16 protein-coding genes are annotated in these 17607 nt (G+C 60.3%); 15 read left to right on the top strand and 1 reads right to left on the bottom strand.

The genetic code is table 11. The features are described 5' to 3' along the window. Window positions 1-74 precede the first annotated feature (74 nt). The 7 genes from FEF26_RS09205 (at window position 75) to FEF26_RS09175 (ending at window position 7838) form a co-directional block, all read left to right on the top strand. Entirely contained in the window at window positions 75-1133 is a 1059-nt protein-coding gene (locus FEF26_RS09205) for an iron ABC transporter substrate-binding protein (RefSeq protein WP_138253241.1), read from the top strand. 153 nt (window positions 1134-1286) lie between these two features. Then, a complete protein-coding gene (locus FEF26_RS09200; protein WP_138253240.1) occupies window positions 1287-2804 on the top strand; it encodes an ABC transporter permease in 1518 nt (505 codons plus the stop codon). Further along, a complete protein-coding gene (locus FEF26_RS09195; protein ID WP_166432984.1) occupies window positions 2801-3835 on the top strand; it encodes an ABC transporter ATP-binding protein in 1035 nt (344 codons plus the stop codon). Before FEF26_RS09200 ends, FEF26_RS09195 begins: the two co-directional genes overlap by 4 nt. A gap of 54 nt (window positions 3836-3889) precedes the next feature. Then, the gene (locus FEF26_RS09190) at window positions 3890-4960 is read left to right on the top strand and encodes a heparan-alpha-glucosaminide N-acetyltransferase domain-containing protein (RefSeq protein ID WP_138253238.1); all 1071 of its coding nucleotides are present in this window, start codon (window positions 3890-3892) and stop codon (window positions 4958-4960) included. Next, window positions 4960-6657, top strand: coding sequence for a gamma-glutamyltransferase family protein (locus tag FEF26_RS09185; protein WP_138253237.1), 1698 nt, complete (start codon window positions 4960-4962; stop codon window positions 6655-6657). The genes FEF26_RS09190 and FEF26_RS09185 overlap by 1 nt, the downstream gene beginning before the upstream one ends. A gap of 89 nt (window positions 6658-6746) precedes the next feature. After that, window positions 6747-7568, top strand: a complete 822-nt coding sequence (gene thiD, locus FEF26_RS09180) for a bifunctional hydroxymethylpyrimidine kinase/phosphomethylpyrimidine kinase (RefSeq protein ID WP_138253236.1) — start codon at window positions 6747-6749, stop codon at window positions 7566-7568. Window positions 7569-7646: 78 nt separating this feature from the next. Further along, window positions 7647-7838, top strand: a complete 192-nt coding sequence (locus FEF26_RS09175) for a hypothetical protein (RefSeq protein WP_138253235.1) — start codon at window positions 7647-7649, stop codon at window positions 7836-7838. A 139-nt stretch (window positions 7839-7977) separates the two neighbouring features. Here FEF26_RS09175 and FEF26_RS09170 read toward each other — a convergent pair whose 3' ends face one another. Next, a complete protein-coding gene (locus FEF26_RS09170) occupies window positions 7978-8886 on the bottom strand; it encodes a GTP pyrophosphokinase (protein WP_208012883.1) in 909 nt (302 codons plus the stop codon). A gap of 137 nt (window positions 8887-9023) precedes the next feature. Here FEF26_RS09170 and FEF26_RS09165 point away from each other — a divergent pair, with 137 nt between their 5' ends. The 8 genes from FEF26_RS09165 (at window position 9024) to FEF26_RS09130 (ending at window position 17600) form a co-directional block, all read left to right on the top strand. Beyond that, window positions 9024-10832: a glycerol-3-phosphate dehydrogenase/oxidase gene (locus FEF26_RS09165; RefSeq protein ID WP_138253262.1), complete on the top strand. Its 1809-nt coding sequence runs from the start codon at window positions 9024-9026 to the stop codon at window positions 10830-10832. 118 nt (window positions 10833-10950) lie between these two features. Further along, window positions 10951-11523 carry an SDR family oxidoreductase gene (locus FEF26_RS09160; RefSeq protein ID WP_138253234.1) on the top strand — a complete coding sequence of 191 codons (573 nt, stop codon included), beginning with the start codon at window positions 10951-10953 and terminating at the stop codon, window positions 11521-11523. 49 nt (window positions 11524-11572) lie between these two features. Beyond that, window positions 11573-12529 (top strand): zinc-binding dehydrogenase, encoded by a 957-nt coding sequence (locus FEF26_RS09155; protein ID WP_341805147.1) that lies wholly within the window; start codon window positions 11573-11575, stop codon window positions 12527-12529. A gap of 323 nt (window positions 12530-12852) precedes the next feature. Further along, window positions 12853-13107 (top strand): glutaredoxin-like protein NrdH, encoded by a 255-nt coding sequence (gene nrdH / locus FEF26_RS09150; protein WP_138253232.1) that lies wholly within the window; start codon window positions 12853-12855, stop codon window positions 13105-13107. A 25-nt stretch (window positions 13108-13132) separates the two neighbouring features. Next, the gene (gene nrdI / locus FEF26_RS09145; protein WP_138253231.1) at window positions 13133-13570 is read left to right on the top strand and encodes a class Ib ribonucleoside-diphosphate reductase assembly flavoprotein NrdI; all 438 of its coding nucleotides are present in this window, start codon (window positions 13133-13135) and stop codon (window positions 13568-13570) included. An 11-nt stretch (window positions 13571-13581) separates the two neighbouring features. Then, complete coding sequence (gene nrdE, locus FEF26_RS09140) at window positions 13582-15714, top strand: class 1b ribonucleoside-diphosphate reductase subunit alpha (RefSeq protein WP_243730503.1); 2133 nt, start codon at window positions 13582-13584, stop codon at window positions 15712-15714. A gap of 15 nt (window positions 15715-15729) precedes the next feature. Then, on the top strand, window positions 15730-16776 hold the full coding sequence (gene nrdF / locus FEF26_RS09135; RefSeq protein WP_424991732.1) for a class 1b ribonucleoside-diphosphate reductase subunit beta: 1047 nt from the start codon (window positions 15730-15732) through the stop codon (window positions 16774-16776). An 8-nt stretch (window positions 16777-16784) separates the two neighbouring features. Beyond that, window positions 16785-17600, top strand: coding sequence for a lipoate--protein ligase family protein (locus FEF26_RS09130; RefSeq protein ID WP_341805146.1), 816 nt, complete (start codon window positions 16785-16787; stop codon window positions 17598-17600). Window positions 17601-17607 lie beyond the last annotated feature (7 nt).

Here is a 17607-nt window from a genome sequence, read left to right as displayed (position 1 = left end):
CTCTGGGTTTCCGCAGGGGAGACCCGCACTCGCACCCAAGGGCACTCACCGTCACTTGGAAAGGACCCTGACGAATGATTCGCACAACTCGTGCGGCACTAGCTGTCGCCGCCGCCTCCGCATTGGTACTGACTGCCTGCGGAGATGATGAGGGCACCAGCAACGGTAACGACGGCAACGGGGCAGAGGGGACCGAAGCTGAAAGCGTCGTGCTCTATTCCGGCCGTAATGAAGAGCTCATTCAGCCGCTGATTGACCAGTTCGAGGACGAAACCGGTATCGATGTTGATGTGCGCTACGGCGACACCGCAGAACTCGCCGCGCAGCTGCTCGAGGAAGGCGACGGTACGCCAGCCGACGTTTTCCTCGCCCAGGATGCCGGAGCGCTCGGAGCAGTAGCGCAAGAAGGTTTGTTCGCAGACCTCGAGCAGGACCTGCTGGACCGCGTACCTGAGCTGTACCGTGACAATGGTGACAGCTGGGTCGGTCTTTCGGGGCGCCTGCGGACTCTGATCTACAACACAGACCTCGTCGATGAGGCCGAACTCCCAGACACAGTGGAAGAGCTCACCGGACCTGAGTTCGAGGGCCGGGTCGGGATCGCCCCCACCAACGCGTCATTCCAATCCTTCGTGACGGCTTTCCGCGTCGCTGAGGGTGAGGATACCGCGCAGGGTTGGTTGGAGCAGATGGCCGACAACGACCCGCAGTACCGTGAGCGCAACGGCCCGATTGTCTCCGACGTTCTGGACGGAGCGCTGGAGATGGGGCTGGTCAACCACTACTACCTCTACGCCCAGGCTGAGGAACGCGGCGTTGAGCCAGAGGACCTTCCCGCAGCGAATCACCTCTTCGGTGACGGAGACGTCGGCGCGCTGATGAATGTGGCCGGTGCCGGAGTTCTGGACGCCAACAACGAATCTGCAGCTGAACTCCTCGAATACTTCCTGTCCGAGGAGGGTCAGCAGTACTTCGTGGAAGAAACTGCCGAGTACGCCATGATTGAGGGACTAGACGCACCAGCAGGTCTTCCAGCACTGGATGAGCTTGATGTCCCGGACATTGATCTGAATCAACTGGACGACCTCGAGACTACGATCCAAATGATTACTGAAGCGGGAATGGCAGGCTAGTCCATCTCGACTATTTCCGAATCTCCTGCGGAGCGGGCCGCCCGGATCAACGAGCCGGGCGGCCTCGTCGCGCCTGCGCGTCAGGCGCGACGCCCCAGTGAGCGGCCCCGAAGATTCCTCGGAAGGGGAAGCGGCGCGGGGGCTCCGTGGTGGTTGGGGATACTGGCCTGCCTCACCACCGGGATAGCGCTGCTGCCACTTTTCTACCTCGTCATCAGGGCCACCGACTACCCCGCCGCTGATTTCTTAGACGTCGTTTTCAGCGCACGCAGTGCACGCTTGGCCAGCACATCTTTGGCGTTAACCGCGGTGGTCACCGGACTATGTCTGGTCATCGGCGTGGGGATGGCCATGCTGGTGACCCGCACCGCCATCCCATTGCGTCGGACGCTAGCTGTCGCGGCAGCCCTCCCATTGGCTGTGCCTAGTTACGTGGCAGCATTCGGCTGGCAGTCTATGAACCAGCTGGTCAACCCAGGAACCACCTTCGAAGGTTTCCTCGCCGCCACAGTAGTGATCACCACGGTGACATACCCCTACGTCTTCTTACCTGCCGCTGCCGCGCTGATGCGGGTTGGGCCAGCGCAGGAGGAAGCCGCCAGGGCTCTGGGCCGTGGACCAGTCAACACTTTCTTCACCGTGACCGTCCGCCAGGCGGCTCCAGCGATCACCTCTGGTGGTCTCCTGTGCGCCATTTACGTCATCGCAGACTTTGGCGCTGTCTCGATCCTGCGCCTTGACACTTTCACCCGTGCCGTGTTCACCAGTTTCTCCATGGGGTTTGACCGGCTCGGCGGCATTGCGCTGTCCTCAGTGCTGCTGGTGCTGACCATGGTGGTGCTGCTCGTCGAAGGCCGGTTCCGCCGCACCTCCACTCGTTACGCGGCCATTGGCCCAGGCGGGTCGGGACCCGCGTTGCGGCTGAGCATAGGCCCATGGACAGCCCCAGCGCTGACACTGGCGTGGGCCGTGGTGTTCACTAGTCTCGTTGTGCCGGGGACGGCACTGGCATACTGGGCATACCGGGGAGTTTCAACACCCGGATCCATAGCGGAGGTCGCTGGAGCCTTTGGCAACTCTCTGTGGGTTGCCGCCCTAGGGGCCGGCGCCACGACTCTGTTGGCAGTGCCGCTGTCGGTTTACATCGCGCGCCGAGGCTCTGTGATCGCCCGTAGCCTCGAGCGACTGGCCTACCTTGCGCACTCCCTACCTGGTGTGGTGATCGGACTATCGGTGGTCATGCTGGGCATCTCCGTGGTGCCAGCGCTCTATCAGACAACATGGCTGCTGGTTCTCGCCTACTGCACGCTCATGCTGCCCCTGGCGCTGGGCCCTGCGGTCGCTGCGGCGCTCAGTGCGCCTCCTGAGCTTGAAGAAGCGGCGCGTGCACTGGGCAAATCCTCACTCACCGCCTATCTGCGGGTCACTCTTCCGCTGATGGCCCCGGGGATCGGCTCCGGCTTCCTACTGGTGATGCTCACGGTGATCAAAGAGCTGCCCGCGACGCTTATGCTGCGCCCCACCGGGTTCGACACTCTGGCCACCAGGCTGTGGACTTACACCGGCAATGAATCCCTCGCAGCAGCGGCCCCGTTCGCCGTGCTGCTCGTCCTCTTAGCCGCCATACCCGCGTGGCTGATGATTTCCCGCATGCTCAAGGAGGAAAAGTGAGCCCCACCAGCACCGCCGGTGCGTTGCATCTGCAAGGCGTCAGCCACAGTTACGGCAACCATCAGGTACTGCACGATGTCACTTTGACCTGCCCGGCGGGCACCTCCACTGCTATTGTCGGCCCCTCAGGATCGGGCAAGACATCATTGCTCCGCATCGTCGCCGGGTTCCTCCGCCCCGATGCAGGCACCGTCGAGCTCGATGATGCCGACATCACCGCCCGTCCTGCCCACCGGCGTTCAATCGGTCTGGTCGCGCAGGACGGAGGACTGTTTCCCCACCTGAGTGTGGGAGGAAACATCTCGTTTGGTTTGCCGCGTGGGCAGCGAACCCGTCGGCGCGTCGAAGAACTCCTGGACCTGGTCAGTCTTACCCCGGACTATGCCAGCCGCAGGCCAGATCAGCTCTCTGGAGGGCAACAGCAGCGGGTCGCACTAGCCCGGGCATTGGGCAGGAGTCCGCAGATCATTCTGCTGGATGAGCCGTTCTCCGCATTGGATGCAGGCCTGCGGGAACGGACTCGTAAGGCTGTGCAACGAGTGTTGCGTTCTACAGGAACGACAGCTCTGCTGGTCACTCATGACCAGGATGAGGCCCTGTCCTTCGCTGATTCGGTGGCAGTGCTCCAAGAGGGCTCGCTCCGGCAGGCCGGGGCACCTGAAGATATCTACAGCCTCCCTGCAGACCTCGGAACTGCGCAGTTCCTCGGTGAAGCTGTGGTGTTGGAATCATACGTTTCTCAAGGTTCCGCAGAATGTTCCCTCGGAACCGTTCCGCTGCGCAACGAAGCTCCGACTGGTTTCGCAAGTCTCCTGCTGCGCCCAGAACAGATCGCGGTCACAGCGCCGGGCCGCGGAGTACTGGGTCTTGTGCTGGATGCCGACTATTTCGGCCATGACACCACCGCTTTGGTTCGTATCCACGGGCGCGAGGAGGAAGTGCGAGTACGCCAGCTCAACGCTGAGCCACTCGGAGTGGGTGAAACCATCGGTCTCCAGGTGACAGGGACAGGAGTGGCGTACCCGCCGTAGACGGTCAGGCTCTGATCAGGCACCCCGCAGGTCCATGCCTTACCCTTGTCTACGATGAGCCAATTGGAAAAGCCGTCCACCAACGGGCATTCCTCGTCACGGATCACGGCGCTGGACGCCACTCGTGCCTTGGCGATCTTCGGCATGGTCATTGTCAACGTAGGAGTAGCGGACTCAACTGGATTACCAGCACTGATCGTGTCGGTACTTCACGGCAGGGCAGCGATCCTGTTCATTGTGCTCGCCGGCATGGGGGTCACTATCCTCACAAGGAGCTTGAGGTCAACATCTGCTCCGGTGTGGCCGAGCCTCCTCTGGCGGGCTGCGGTCCTGATGGTCATTGGTCTGGCACTCCAACAGTTACCAACGGGCGTCAACGTCATTTTGATGCTCTATGCGGCACTCTTTGTGATCGCACTGATCGCCGTCAGGCTGCCTAGCCGCTGGTTGCTTGGCTTCGCAGCCGGGATGACCTTGGTGGGCCCAGTAGCGTATATCGCGCTTCACAGCACGGCGGGCCTGCCTGCGGGTCCGGCATCTCTGGCCCGGGGCCCACTCGATTCCGCCGCCGCCATTTATCTTACGGGCCCATATCCATTGATCGTCTGGATCGCGCCTTTCCTTTTCGGGATGTTCCTGGGCCGATTGGATCTTCGCAGCCGCTCCGTGCAGCACATGCTCATTATTGCTGGCGCGGCCTGTGCCGCTGTTATGACTGCTGCATCGTGGGGACTGATCCAGCTCTTCGGCGAACCTGATGCCGAACAGGTGGGTCCAGACCATCTACTTCTGGCGTCAGGCCACTCCCAGATGCCACTGTGGGTGCTCTCTGCCGTGGGAACATCGGCGTTAATGATCGGCACTATGCTGATCCTCACCCCACGGATTGGACGTCTCGCGTACCCTCTGGTGGTGACAGGTCAGTTTGCGCTGACCGCATATTGCCTCCACCTGGCAGCGATTGCCGTGCTGGTCCGACCGGCATCCGAGAACCCCAATCGGGGCCTGCTGGTCAGTGCAATCATCATCGGGCTGATCATTGCGCTGTGCGCATTGTGGCGCGCATTTGCGACCCGTGGTCCCCTCGAAACACTGCTTCGGCTACCCAATTTTCTTACGAGGTGATGACACTGAAACGCAAAACGCCCTTCGTCCTCGCTCCATTCGCTGTCGCGTGTCTCAGCGTGGCGTCGTGCGGAATCACTGAGGATGAGCCGTCCCCGCCTGCGACAACCGACCTGGAGCCCACTCAAGAGTCCACTCAAGAGCCGACAGACGACGCCACCGCCGAGACCGAACAGTCGGAGCCTGCGGAAGACGTGTCCCCAGCTCTCGACGCTAACGGTGTCAGCGCAGGACATGAACAGGCAGTCGATGCAGCTGAGAGGATTCTCGACGAGGGTGGAAACGCAGTGGACGCGAGTATCGCGGCAGCCTTCGCCATTGGGGTGCTGGAGCCGGTGGCTTCCGGTATGGGGGGAGGAGGCTCCGTCATCATCGCGGGCCCAGACGAGGAACCGGTCTTCTACGACTACCGCGAGGTGGTCAACGCCAGCGGCGAGATCCCCGACACCGGCACCGGCATCCCAGGTTTCGTCGCCGGTATGGGGCAGATCCATGAGGACTATGGCGAGTTGGAGTGGGAGGAGGTGATCTCACCAGCGATTGAAGTGGCGGGGGACGGATTCACCGTCTCTGAGTACCTCAGCGACCGGATCAGCTCCGGTGCGGGGCCCGAATACCTCGCCGATCTGGAGGCGTTCTATCCGGAGGGAGAACCGCTCGACACCTCCGAGACGCTCGTCCAGCCCGAACTGGAACAGTCATTACAGCGCCTGGCTGAAGCAGGCTGGGAGGATTTCTACACAGGGCAGCTCGCCGAGTCTCTGGCCCAGCAGGCAGAGGGCATCGATCGTGACTCCCTGGCTGACTACGAGATCACCACAGCCGAGCCTGTGGCAGGTGCTTTCGGTGACTATCAGGTCGTCTCAGCACCACCACCGCTGCCAGGTGCTGCGCTGATCCAAATGCTGCAGATTGCCGAATCGGAGGGTGTCGGGGGGATGGCCCCGGATTCCGCCGAGTACATCGACACTCATTCCAGAGCATGGGGCGTGGCAGAAGAGACAATCCGCAATGATCTCGGAGATCCGACCGCCGTCGAGGTCCCCGTGGATGAACTCACCGACCCCAACGCCAACGCCCAGATCTCGCCTGAGGGCCCAGAAGAGCTGCCACAGGCCGCGCCAGGCGGCCCTGAGGACTCTGCACACGCCAACACCACTCATATCTCAGCGGTGGACGATACCGGGCTCACCGTTTCCATGACCAACACCGTGACCGACTTTTGGGGATCAGGGCAGGAGGTGGACGGCTACTTCCTCAATAACGCGCTGAAACGGTTCTCGGACATTGACTCGCCTGCTAACCAGCCTGAACCGGGTCGGCGGACGGTGACCTGGTCCAACCCCACGATGGTGCTCGATGAGGACGCCCTGCCTGTCATGGCCATCGGTACACCTGGAGGAATGCAGATTCTGCCGGCGCTGGGCACGGTTTTGTCACAGTGGGCACTGCAGGACGCTGAACTACAGGAGGCGCTGGAGGCGCCACGTTTCCGCGCAGAGGACAGTCTCCTGTACCTTGAGCAGGGCCAGTCCAGCGGGCTCATCGCTGACCTCGAGGAGCTGGGGTGGGCTGTTGAGGAGTGGCCCACCTCCAGTTTCGGATCAGTGCAGGCGTTAGTCATCGACCATGAAACTGGGACCATCACCGGAGCTGATGATCCCCGCCGCGACGGCGCTCACCGCCTTATCGACTGATACCGTATGTCCTCAGCACGGGGTGCGCATCAGGCGCTGAGAACACACCCGTAGAACCTGTCACGTTAGTACGTACGAAGGGACTGCTCGTGGGAATACCCAATATCCTCTCGATCGCCGGCACCGATCCCACCGGTGGCGCTGGAATCCAAGCCGATCTGAAGTCATTCGCCGCACATGGGGGCTACGGCATGTGCGTGGTCACCGCTCTGGTCGCCCAAAACACCCAAGGTGTGAGGCAGATCCACGCACCGCCGGTGGAATTCCTGCGAGCCCAGCTGGATGCGGTCAGTGATGACGTCACCATCAATGCGGTCAAGACCGGCATGCTCGGCACCGTGGGCATCATAAGGACCGTCACACAATGGTGGGAAGCCACATTTGACCCCTCGAGCGCACCGACGCTCGTGGTTGACCCTGTCATGGTCGCCACGAGCGGAGACCGGTTGCTGGACACGGACGCTGAAGCCTCCCTCATCGAATTTATTCACCGCGCTGATCTCGTGACTCCGAATGTGCCTGAACTGGCTATTCTGGCCGGTGCGGAGCCGGCGTCGTCGTCCTCAGAACTGATCCAGCAGGCAGAAGAGGTCGCTGACGCGCACGACGCTGTGGTGCTGGCCAAAGGGGGCCATATGGGGCAATCGAGCGTCACCGACAGTCTGGTGTTCCCCGCTGTCGACGGCGACCGACCGGAGACCTACTCCGTGAGCACACCTAGGATCGCCACCACCAATACTCATGGGACCGGATGCTCGGTCTCTGCCGCATTGGCCACCCTGCGTGCGCGGGGGTTCAGCTGGAATGCTGGGCTGGACTCAGTAAAGGACTGGATGCAGCGGGCACTTCAGGGCGCGGAACAGCTGGACGTGGGAAAGGGCAACGGTCCCATCAACCACTTTCCCCGGTGATGTGCATTATTATGCCGCCATGGACGACACCTGGATCGAGCATCCCGCATCGGAGGAGACCGGATCGGATGGATCCGCATGGCCGGGGACGGCTTTGTTGCGCACGACGCCATGGGACTAGAGATTACTGAACAAGTAGATTGGCTCACGGCTGAGGAAGCACTCGATGAAACGGGCCTAGCTTTCTTCGCCGAGCCGTGGCTCCTAGAACTGCCCAGTGGTGAGTCGGTGCGTGTGCGCTTCACTGAAGCTGGCCCGCATGGCATTTGAGTGGCCGAAGATGATCTCGGTGCGGCCGCAGCAGTCGGTTCGGATGGGCGGCACCACAGGTTGCCGTTTCCCGCACCGGATTCGCTGAGGAGCCTATGATCCTGGCCTGGAAGAGCGCTGCTGCCGTCTCAGGGACCTGCTAGTTGGCGCCTTTGCGGCCGTCCTGCCACGTGAAAATAGGCGAATCGTGGTCGGTGGGTCCGGTGGCGTCATCGCTGCCTCGGAACCAGTGTCCGGGGTCGGGGCGGTCAGACGGTGTGGGACCTGTTGCCCCCTGCCCAGAGGCCGGGGCTTGTTCACGAAGAGCAGTCACCTTATCGCGGATCTCGGCCATCTGGGTGTCCAAGGCGGCGGCCTGCACGGCGGCGTCGCGCAGTTCATCCAGAATGTCCGAAGGGACCTCACCGTCGTAGGTGTAGTAGATCTTGTGCTCCAATGAGGCCCAGAAATCCATCGCCACCGTGCGGATCTGCACTTCCACGTAGACGAACTCCGTGCGATTGGAGAGGTAGACCGGCACCTGCAAGATGACATGGAGGCTTTGATAGCCATTGGGCTTGGGCCTGCGAATATAGTCCTTAACCTCCACGACCCGGAGGTCTGGCTGGCTGCACAGCATCTCCGCAACCCAGAAGGCATCTGAGACAAAACTTGTGGTGATCCGAATCCCAGCAATGTCCCGGATGGAATGGCGGATGCCCTCCAGTGTCGGTTCACAGCCGTACCGGCGGACCTTATCCAGAATGCGCTCGAGCGACTTCAACCGGTAATTGACGTGCTCAATGGGGGAGTAGTCCCGGGTGTGCTCGAACTCTTCGCGCAGCACATTGATCTTGGTGAGCACTTCGTCCATGCCGAACTTGTAATGAAGCTGAAACTCCGTCAGCTGGCGGCGAATTTCCACCATCCTCTGCACCGCACCAGGCTCGCCGTGCTGCTCAGCATTGGAATTGAGCTGATCGAGCAGCTGCCGGTAAAGGTCGCCATCGGCCTGTTTCACTAGTTGGTCGGCGGGGATCTCCTCAGTTGGCGTGATGCCAGAGGACATAACTCACTCCTTGTCCTGCAAGGTCGGTACAACACATACTCTCTTGATTCTCGAGCCTAGGCTGGCTATCTGTGAAGAGCCTTGGAGGTCACGATTGGGTGAACCGCTCCGCCTTGTACCCTGGAAGTGTGAAGCCAATGTCGCTCAATGCAGCATCCCGCAATGACGCACTAAACCGCCTGCGTGCCACCTCCGAGCCGGGTGGCGAACCGTTAGACATCCTTGTGATCGGAGGAGGGGTTGTCGGAGCTTCCACGGCTTTTGATGCCGCCGGCCGGGGTCTCGACACTGGTCTGGTGGAAGCCCGAGACTTTGGGGAGGGAACATCCTCCCGATCCTCCCAACTGATTCACGGGGGATTGCGCTATCTGCAAATGCTGGATTTTAAGCTCGTCGCTGAGGCCCTGCGCGAACGTGACCTGCTCCTGCGCCGTTTGGCACCGCACCTGGTACGTCCGCTGCCATTCGTTTTCCCGTTCACCACACCGGTGGTGGACCGGGCCTTTATCGGCTCCGGAGTGACGCTCTACGACACACTGGCCTCCGGTTCCTCGCTGCTGCGGGGCTCCAAGGGCCGCGCCGTGCCCTTCCACCGACACCTCGGGCGGGGGCGCTTGCGTGAACGCTTTGCCGGCCTGGACCCAGAGAAGTACCACGGTGCACTCGAGTACTACGACGCCCAGGTCGACGACGCCCGGCTGGTGCTGACTCTTGCCCGCTCAGCTCACAGCCTCGGCGCGGCTGTGGCATCCCGAACTGAAGTGATCAGCTACCTCCGAGATGAGGAAAGCAGCGCGGTGGAAGCAGAGCGCCGCGTCACAGGAGCGCGTATCCGGGACCACCTCACCGGCGAAGAATTTGATGTTCACGCCAAGGAAGTCATTCTGGCTGCCGGGGTGTGGACTGGTGAAGCTCAGCAGTCGGCTAAGGCCACTTCCGGTCTTCGGGTTCTAGCGTCAAAGGGCATCCACATCACGGTCCCGCGTGACCGGATCGCCGCGGAAGGAACCGTTGGGGTGATCACGCAGACTGAGAAGTCGGTGCTGTTTCTGATTCCATTGCGCGATGTGTGGTCTATTGGGACCACAGACACTGCCTGGCATGAAGCGGTGGACTCTCCCGCCGCCACGGCTGCTGACATCGACTACGTGCTGGAACACGCCAATGCGGTGCTCGGAGAAGATCTCACCCGAGACGATGTGCTGGCTACTTGGGCTGGCCTTCGTCCGTTGGTGCAGCCGGTGAAGACGGATGAATCGGCCTCCGCGAAGGTTTCCCGCGAGCACACCGTGATGCAGCTCGCGCCGGGGCTGACCGGGGTCGCCGGTGGCAAGCTCACCACGTACCGTGTGATGGCTGAAGATGTGGTCGACTTCGCCGTCGAGGGCACCTTCAAGGACCGGGCATCCATTACCGCTGTCTTGCCGCTTCTCGGAGGACAAGGTTACGGGGAGTGGGTCGATCAGGCGGAGGATCTTTCCGCACGCTACGGATGGGACATGCAGCGGGTGGACCGTCTGCTCAACCGGTACGGCTCTCTGCTGGGCGAGCTTATTGCCCTCATTGATGAGCAGCCGGACTTAGCGAAACCACTGCAGCATGCGCCGTCGTACCTGCGCGCTGAGATTGCCTACTCCGTGGAGGCAGAGGGCGTGCTGCACTTGGATGATGTGATGGCCCGCCGGACCAGATTGAACTACGAATCCGGTGATCGTGGACTCTGCGCCGTGCAAGAGATCCTTCAGATAGCGGCTCCCCGGTTGGGATGGAGCGACGAGCGTTCAGCTGCCGAGCAGACAGCATATCGGGCTCACGTGGAAGCAGTTCTGGAAGCCGAGACGGTTACTGACGACGCCGTCGCCGCAGAACTCATTTCGGCGCATCAGCCCGTACCCAACAAGGAAGCTGGGGCGTGGAGAGCTGATTCTGCGACTGAGCGAGTTTAACCCTCCGGCTGCCCGGACGGCGGGAAAGACGTGACTGTGATGAGACGTGCAGCAGGCCAGTGCAATCACTGATCGAGTTTGCACTGGCCGCCGTTGTCAACGAAGGAGTATCACGTATATGAGCAGTCAGTTCCCACCTTCTAGATTTCAGCACCTTTTTGATGTGACAGGGGCGCGAGTCATCCTTCACGGAAGGAACGCCTCCGCTCTAGCGGAGACCGCGGAGCTCATCGAGACGGAGGCGGGCGCGTCAGCACTCATAGGGATGTTCGGTGTCACCGACAAAGATGCTGCCAAACGAGGCACCGCGACACTGTTCCGGGACTACGGCGTACCAGATATTCTCATCAACATCGCCTCCGTGCAGTCACAACTCGCCCGCCAAACCATCGCACCGCACTCAGCTACCAAGGGCGGCGTTGCCCAGCTGACCAAAGGTATGGCTGCCGATCTGGCCCGGCACAACATTCAGGTCAATGCCATCTCTCCGGGCTACTTCGCAACCGAAATGAACCGGGACCTGGTAGCAGACGATCACTTTGATTCGTGGTTGCGTCCACGGACGCCAGCTGGCCGATGGGGCAGCTTCGGCGAACTCCCGGGAGTGCTACTTTTCTTGTCTTCCGAGGCATCGAGCTTCGTCTCAGGACAGAACATCTTCCTTGACGGAGGGATGAGCGCAGTTGTCTAAAATGCACGCATTGTACATCGAATCTGCCCGTCGAGTAACACTCACGGAAGTGGACTCACCCCGCCCTCAGACGGGACACGTGCTCATCGATGTCGACTACGTCGGCATCTGCGGCTCAGACTTGCACTACTTCTACGATGGTGTGAACGGTGCATTCGTGGTGAGAGAGCCGTTGATCCCAGGACATGAGCTCAGCGGGAGGGTCGCACAGGATCCGGCGGGCAACCTAGAACCTGGGCAACCTGTGACAGTGCATCCGGCACGGTTCGGCCCAGAACAACCTAAGTATCCGGAGCATCCTCACCTTTGGCCAGGTGGCTCATATCTCGGCAGCGCCTCGACCTGGCCCCATACCCAGGGAGCGGCAGTCGGTCAACTGCTCGTGGAGGCGCGAATGGTCGTGCCGCTGCCGGAGGCGTTGCCTGTGCGAAGGGCAGTGCTCGCGGAGCCCTTGGCGGTCGCCATGCATGGTGCTGCCAAGGCAGGCGACCTCAGAGGCAAGGACGTCCTGGTTTCGGGCGCAGGCCCCATCGGTCTACTTGCGCTCGTCGCGGCCCGGGCCGGCGGGGCTGTGGCAGTCGACGTCAGCGATGTTCTGGACGGCCCGCTTGCTCGGGCTCAAGCATTGGGAGCTGACAGCGTGATCAACGTCGCGCAGACGCAACTGCCCGTGAACGACTATGACGTGATTCTGGAGTGTTCAGGCGCACCTGGTGCTATCTCCGCAGTGTTGACGGCCGTTCGACCCGCTGGTGCAGTCGTGCAGATCGGGATGGCCCCCAACGAGGTGAAGCCCATTAATCTGGCTCCCTATATCGCCAAGGAAGTGCGCCTATTGGGGTCGTTCCGCTTTAAGGATGAAATCGCCGAGGCTGTGGGGATTTTGGCAGCCGATGCGAACATCGAGGGGATCATCACGCACGAATTCGGCCTCGAAGCCGCCGAGGAAGCATTCTCAGCAGCGAAAGACGCCCAATCCAGCGGGAAAGTTGTGCTGCGCCTCTGAATTCGTGCTGTTGACTAGTAGCCGCGGCGTGCGGCCAACGACACGCCGTGGATCTTTTCTATTTTCTTGAGTACCTGCCTGTGCACTCCTGTGGAGTATTGCGCCTATGTAGCCCTGGATCCCTGTCTTGGTGCCGGACACGCTCCACAGGTAGTTGTGCACAGGCGGTGGATAACTACACTGGTGTGAGTACAGCATCTAGTGCCTGATGACTTCAGCCAACACAAGATGTAGTATTGAGAGGTAGCCAGGGGGCGTCGATCAGGCCCCAATACGGCACAGACTTTTGAGAAGCGGAACTACACCCGAAGGGATCTTCCCCCATGAGCGTCACGATCTACACAAAGCCCGCCTGCGTTCAGTGCAACGCCACCTACCGCGCTCTGGACAAGAACGGTGTCACCTACACATCGGTGGACATTTCCCAGGATGCTGAGGCTCTGGAGCGGGTTCGGGCGCTGGGCTATATGCAGGCACCAGTCGTCATCACGGACTCTGACCACTGGTCCGGGTTCCGCCCAGACAAGATCTCTGAGCTGGCTGCCCAGGCCAACATGCAGCAGGCCGCAGTAGCTTAAGTCGTGTCCGTGAGGAGGTAGGCGCATGCACACTTCAGCGCAGCTGATCTATTTCTCCTCGGTGTCGAACAACACCCACAGATTCGTCGACAAGCTGGGTCTGCCTCGGGGGCAGACTGCCCGGCTTCCGTTGCACACGCGCAGCGAGACATTGCAGGCGACGGAACCTTTTGTCCTAGTACTTCCCACCTACGGTGCCGACGGCGGCAGCGGATCGGTGCCTAAGCAAGTCATCAAGTTCCTCAATATCGAGTCCAATCGGGACTTGTTGCGGGGAGTGATAGGCGCAGGAAACACAAATTTTCACGACAGCTACTGCATAGCTGGCGACATCGTCGCTCAAAAATGCAGAGTTCCGCACCTGTACAGGTTCGAGCTGATGGGCACCCAAGAGGACGTGTCCAAAGTCCACAAGGGATTGGAAGAGTTTTGGAAACAGCAGTCAAGCCTCTCAGCCGCGTAGCCGAGTCCACACTGGCCAAAGATGTGCCACCGGAGTGGGCTGAGCTGGGATATCAGGATCTCAACGCCATGCTCAACCTGTATGGACCTAATGGGGAGATCCAGTTCGAGGCTGACCAGCTCGCTGCCCGGAAGTACTTCCTAGACAATGTCAACGTCAACACAGTCTTTTTCCATGACCTCGATGAGAAACTGAAGTACCTCGTAGAGAATGACTACTACGAGCAGGAAACGCTGGACCTGTACTCTCGCGAATTCATTCACCGCCTCTGGGACACCGCTTATGGCATGAAGTTCCGCTTCCCCACGTTCCTGGGCGCCTTCAAGTTCTACACCTCCTACGCACTGAAGACTTTCGACGGCAAGCGTTACCTCGAACGTTTCGAAGACCGCGTATGCATGGTCGCGCTCTACCTCGCCAGGGGCAATGAAGAACATGCTCTGCAGCTGATGGAAGAGATCGTCTCCGGACGGTTCCAGCCAGCCACTCCCACATTCCTCAATGCAGGAAAGAGGCAGCGCGGGGAGCTGGTCAGCTGCTTCCTGCTCCGGATCGAAGACAATATGGAGTCCATTGCCCGCGGCATCAACTCCGCCCTCCAGCTGTCGAAGCGGGGAGGCGGCGTCGCTCTCTCCCTCACCAATGTGCGCGAGCACGGCGCGCCCATTAAGCAGATCGAAAACCAGTCATCCGGCGTGATTCCAGTGATGAAGCTCCTGGAAGACTCCTTCAGCTATGCCAACCAGCTAGGTGCGCGTCAGGGCGCCGGTGCGGTGTATCTCAACGCCCACCATCCGGATATCTTCCGGTTCCTCGACACCAAACGTGAGAACGCTGATGAGAAGATCCGCATCAAGACACTGTCGCTCGGTGTGGTCATCCCGGACATCACCTTCGAGCTGGCTAAGAAGAATGAGGGCATGTACCTGTTCAGCCCGTATGACGTAGAACGTGTCTACGGTATGCCCTTTTCGGAGATCTCCGTCACTGAGAAGTACTACGAGATGGTCGACGACGCTCGCATCCGGAAGACAAAGGTCAACGCCCGCGAGTTCTTCCAGACTCTGGCCGAAATCCAGTTCGAGTCCGGCTACCCCTACATCATGTTCGAAGACACCGTAAACCGGGCCAACCCAATCGCTGGCCGAATCACCATGTCCAACCTGTGCTCCGAAATCCTGCAGGTCTCCGAACCCAGCGAATACACCGCAGACCTCGGATACCAGACCATCGGCAAAGACATCTCGTGCAACCTGGGTTCATTGAACATTGCTAAGACCATGGACTCACCAGATTTCGGCAGGACTATCGAGACCGCTATCCGGTCGCTGACTGCCGTGTCGGATATGTCATACATAGCGTCAGTGCCGTCGATCGCTGAGGGTAATAAGCGAAGCCACGCCATTGGCCTGGGTCAGATGAACCTGCACGGCTACCTAGCCCGGGAACGGGTACACTACGGCTCAGCAGAGGGCCTTGACTTCACCAATATCTACTTCTACACGGTGCTCTACCACTGCCTTCGTGCCTCTAACGCCATTGCTAAGGAGACGGGGGAGACTTTCGACGGTTTCGAAAACTCCCAGTACGCCAGCGGTGAATTCTTCGACAAGTACACGGAGAAGGTCTGGGAGCCGGAAACCTCCACTGTCCGTGAGCTCTTCTCACACGTGAGCATTCCCACCCAGGAGGACTGGCGCCGGCTTAAAGTTGAGGTCCAAAAGCACGGGATCTACAACCAGAACCTGCAGGCCGTGCCACCCACCGGTTCCATCAGCTACATCAACAACTCCACCAGCTCCATTCACCCGGTGGCCTCGAAGATCGAGATCCGCAAAGAAGGCAAGATCGGCCGCGTCTACTACCCGGCGCCGTATCTCGACAATGACAACCTGGAGTACTACCAGGATGCCTATGAGATCGGCTATGAGAAGATCATTGACACCTACGCCGTAGCTACCCAGCATGTGGACCAGGGCCTCAGCCTGACTCTGTTCTTCAAGGACACTGCCAGCACGCGCGACATCAACAAGGCCCAAATTTACGCATGGAAGAAGGGCATCAAAACCCTCTACTACATCCGCCTCCGGCAGCTGGCTCTGGAAGGCACGGAAGTGGAGGGCTGCGTATCCTGCATGCTGTAGGACTCTCAGCTCACTATCGCCACACCACCATCACATGTGCACCACCCAACAGAAGGACCGGATACCGACGTGACCACTTCAGTGACGAACGAGACTCAATCGACGCTGCTCACCCACGTCGAGGCGATCAACTGGAATCGTCTGCCTGACGACAAGGACGGTGAGGTCTGGAATCGCCTGGTCAACAACTTCTGGCTGCCGGAAAAAATCCCGGTATCCAACGACGTGCAGTCCTGGGCAACGCTCACTGAGGATGAGAAGACGCTCACCATGCGAGTCTTCACCGGGCTGACCCTCCTGGACACCATCCAGGGCACTGTCGGTGCGGTGGCTCTCATCCCACACTCGTTGACCCAGCATGAAGAAGCGGTGCTGACCAACATTGCCTTTATGGAGAGTGTGCACGCGAAGTCCTACTCGCAGATCTTCTCCACCCTCTGCTCCACCAAGGACATTGACGACGCGTTCCGGTGGTCTAAAGAGAACCCGAACCTGCAGCGCAAAGCGCAGATCGTCATGGACTACTACCACGGCAACGACGGCATGAAGAAGCGGGTAGCCTCCACCATCCTGGAGTCCTTCCTGTTCTACTCGGGCTTCTACCTGCCGATGCACTGGTCCTCACGAGCCAAGCTGACGAACACCGCAGACATCATCCGCCTGATCATCCGAGATGAAGCCGTCCACGGCTACTACATCGGCTACAAGTATCAGCGGGCACTGGAACTTGAGACAGAAGAACGCCGCCAAGAGCTTAAGGACTACACCTTTGACCTGCTCTTCGAGCTCTACGAAAATGAGGTCCAGTACACCCACGATCTCTACGACGGTGTGGGACTGAGCGAGGACGTCAAAAAGTTCCTGCATTACAACGCGAACAAGGCACTCATGAACCTTGGGTACGAGGCGATGTTTCCCTCGGACGTCACCAACGTGAACCCGGCCATCCTTTCTGCGCTGAGCCCCAACGCCGACGAGAACCACGACTTCTTCTCAGGATCGGGAAGCTCCTACGTCATCGGCAAGGCCGTCGAGACCGAAGACGAAGACTGGGACTTCTGAGTGACTCCATGATGTGCCCTGCTGAGCCCCCAGTGCGCACCAGGGCAAGGAAGAAACCCAGGCACGCAGTCGGACCTCAGCAGAGCCTTAGGGTCTACCGGCAGGCCCAATCCCTCGGGCCTGCCGCAGATCTCCAACTTGGTCTGAGTCTGCTGGAAGGGACGCGCAAGTACGCTTCGCATCCCACACACCCACAAGCCACCGCTCCCATGCTGCGGATCTACCGACCGCAGCCAACCGTAGCCTTTGGTCAGCGAGACAGCCGACTGCCTGGATTCGCCGCCGCCCAGCGAGCCAGCCGAGACTTTGGTTTTGAACCAGTGGTGCGCCGAGCCGGTGGGCGGGCCGCTGCTTACACCCAAGGCTCGATCATCGTGGACCACATCGAACCCGATCCAGATCCCATCCGCGAATCCCAAGCACGGTTCTCTGCATTCGCAGAGCTCTATGCTCATGCCCTCAACATGGCGGGGATCAGCGCGCGCATCGGTCCGCTGCCGCACGAATACTGCTACGGAGAGCACTCAGTACACGGGTTCAAGCCCGACGAACCGGACGTCCGCGTCAAAATCATCGGCACTGCTCAGAGGCAAATAGCGACGGGCTGGTTGTTCTCGTCATCCATCATCGTTGAAGACGGCCAGCGGATCCGCCGGGTCCTCTCCGAGACCTACCGCGCGATGGGGCTTCCCTGGGACCCGCTCACAGCAGGCGCCGCAAACGACGTAGCTCCGGCCGTCACCGTGGATGACGTGGAGTCAGCGATTTTGGATGTCTACGCCAGCAACTGGGACCTAGCGGAGTGGGTCCCGAGACCTTCCTGAGATGCTC

Source organism: Nesterenkonia salmonea (assembly GCF_005771525.1).
Taxonomy (GTDB): domain Bacteria; phylum Actinomycetota; class Actinomycetes; order Actinomycetales; family Micrococcaceae; genus Nesterenkonia; species Nesterenkonia salmonea.
Note: the sequence above shows the minus strand (reverse complement) of the source record. Positions and strands in the feature narration are given on the sequence as shown.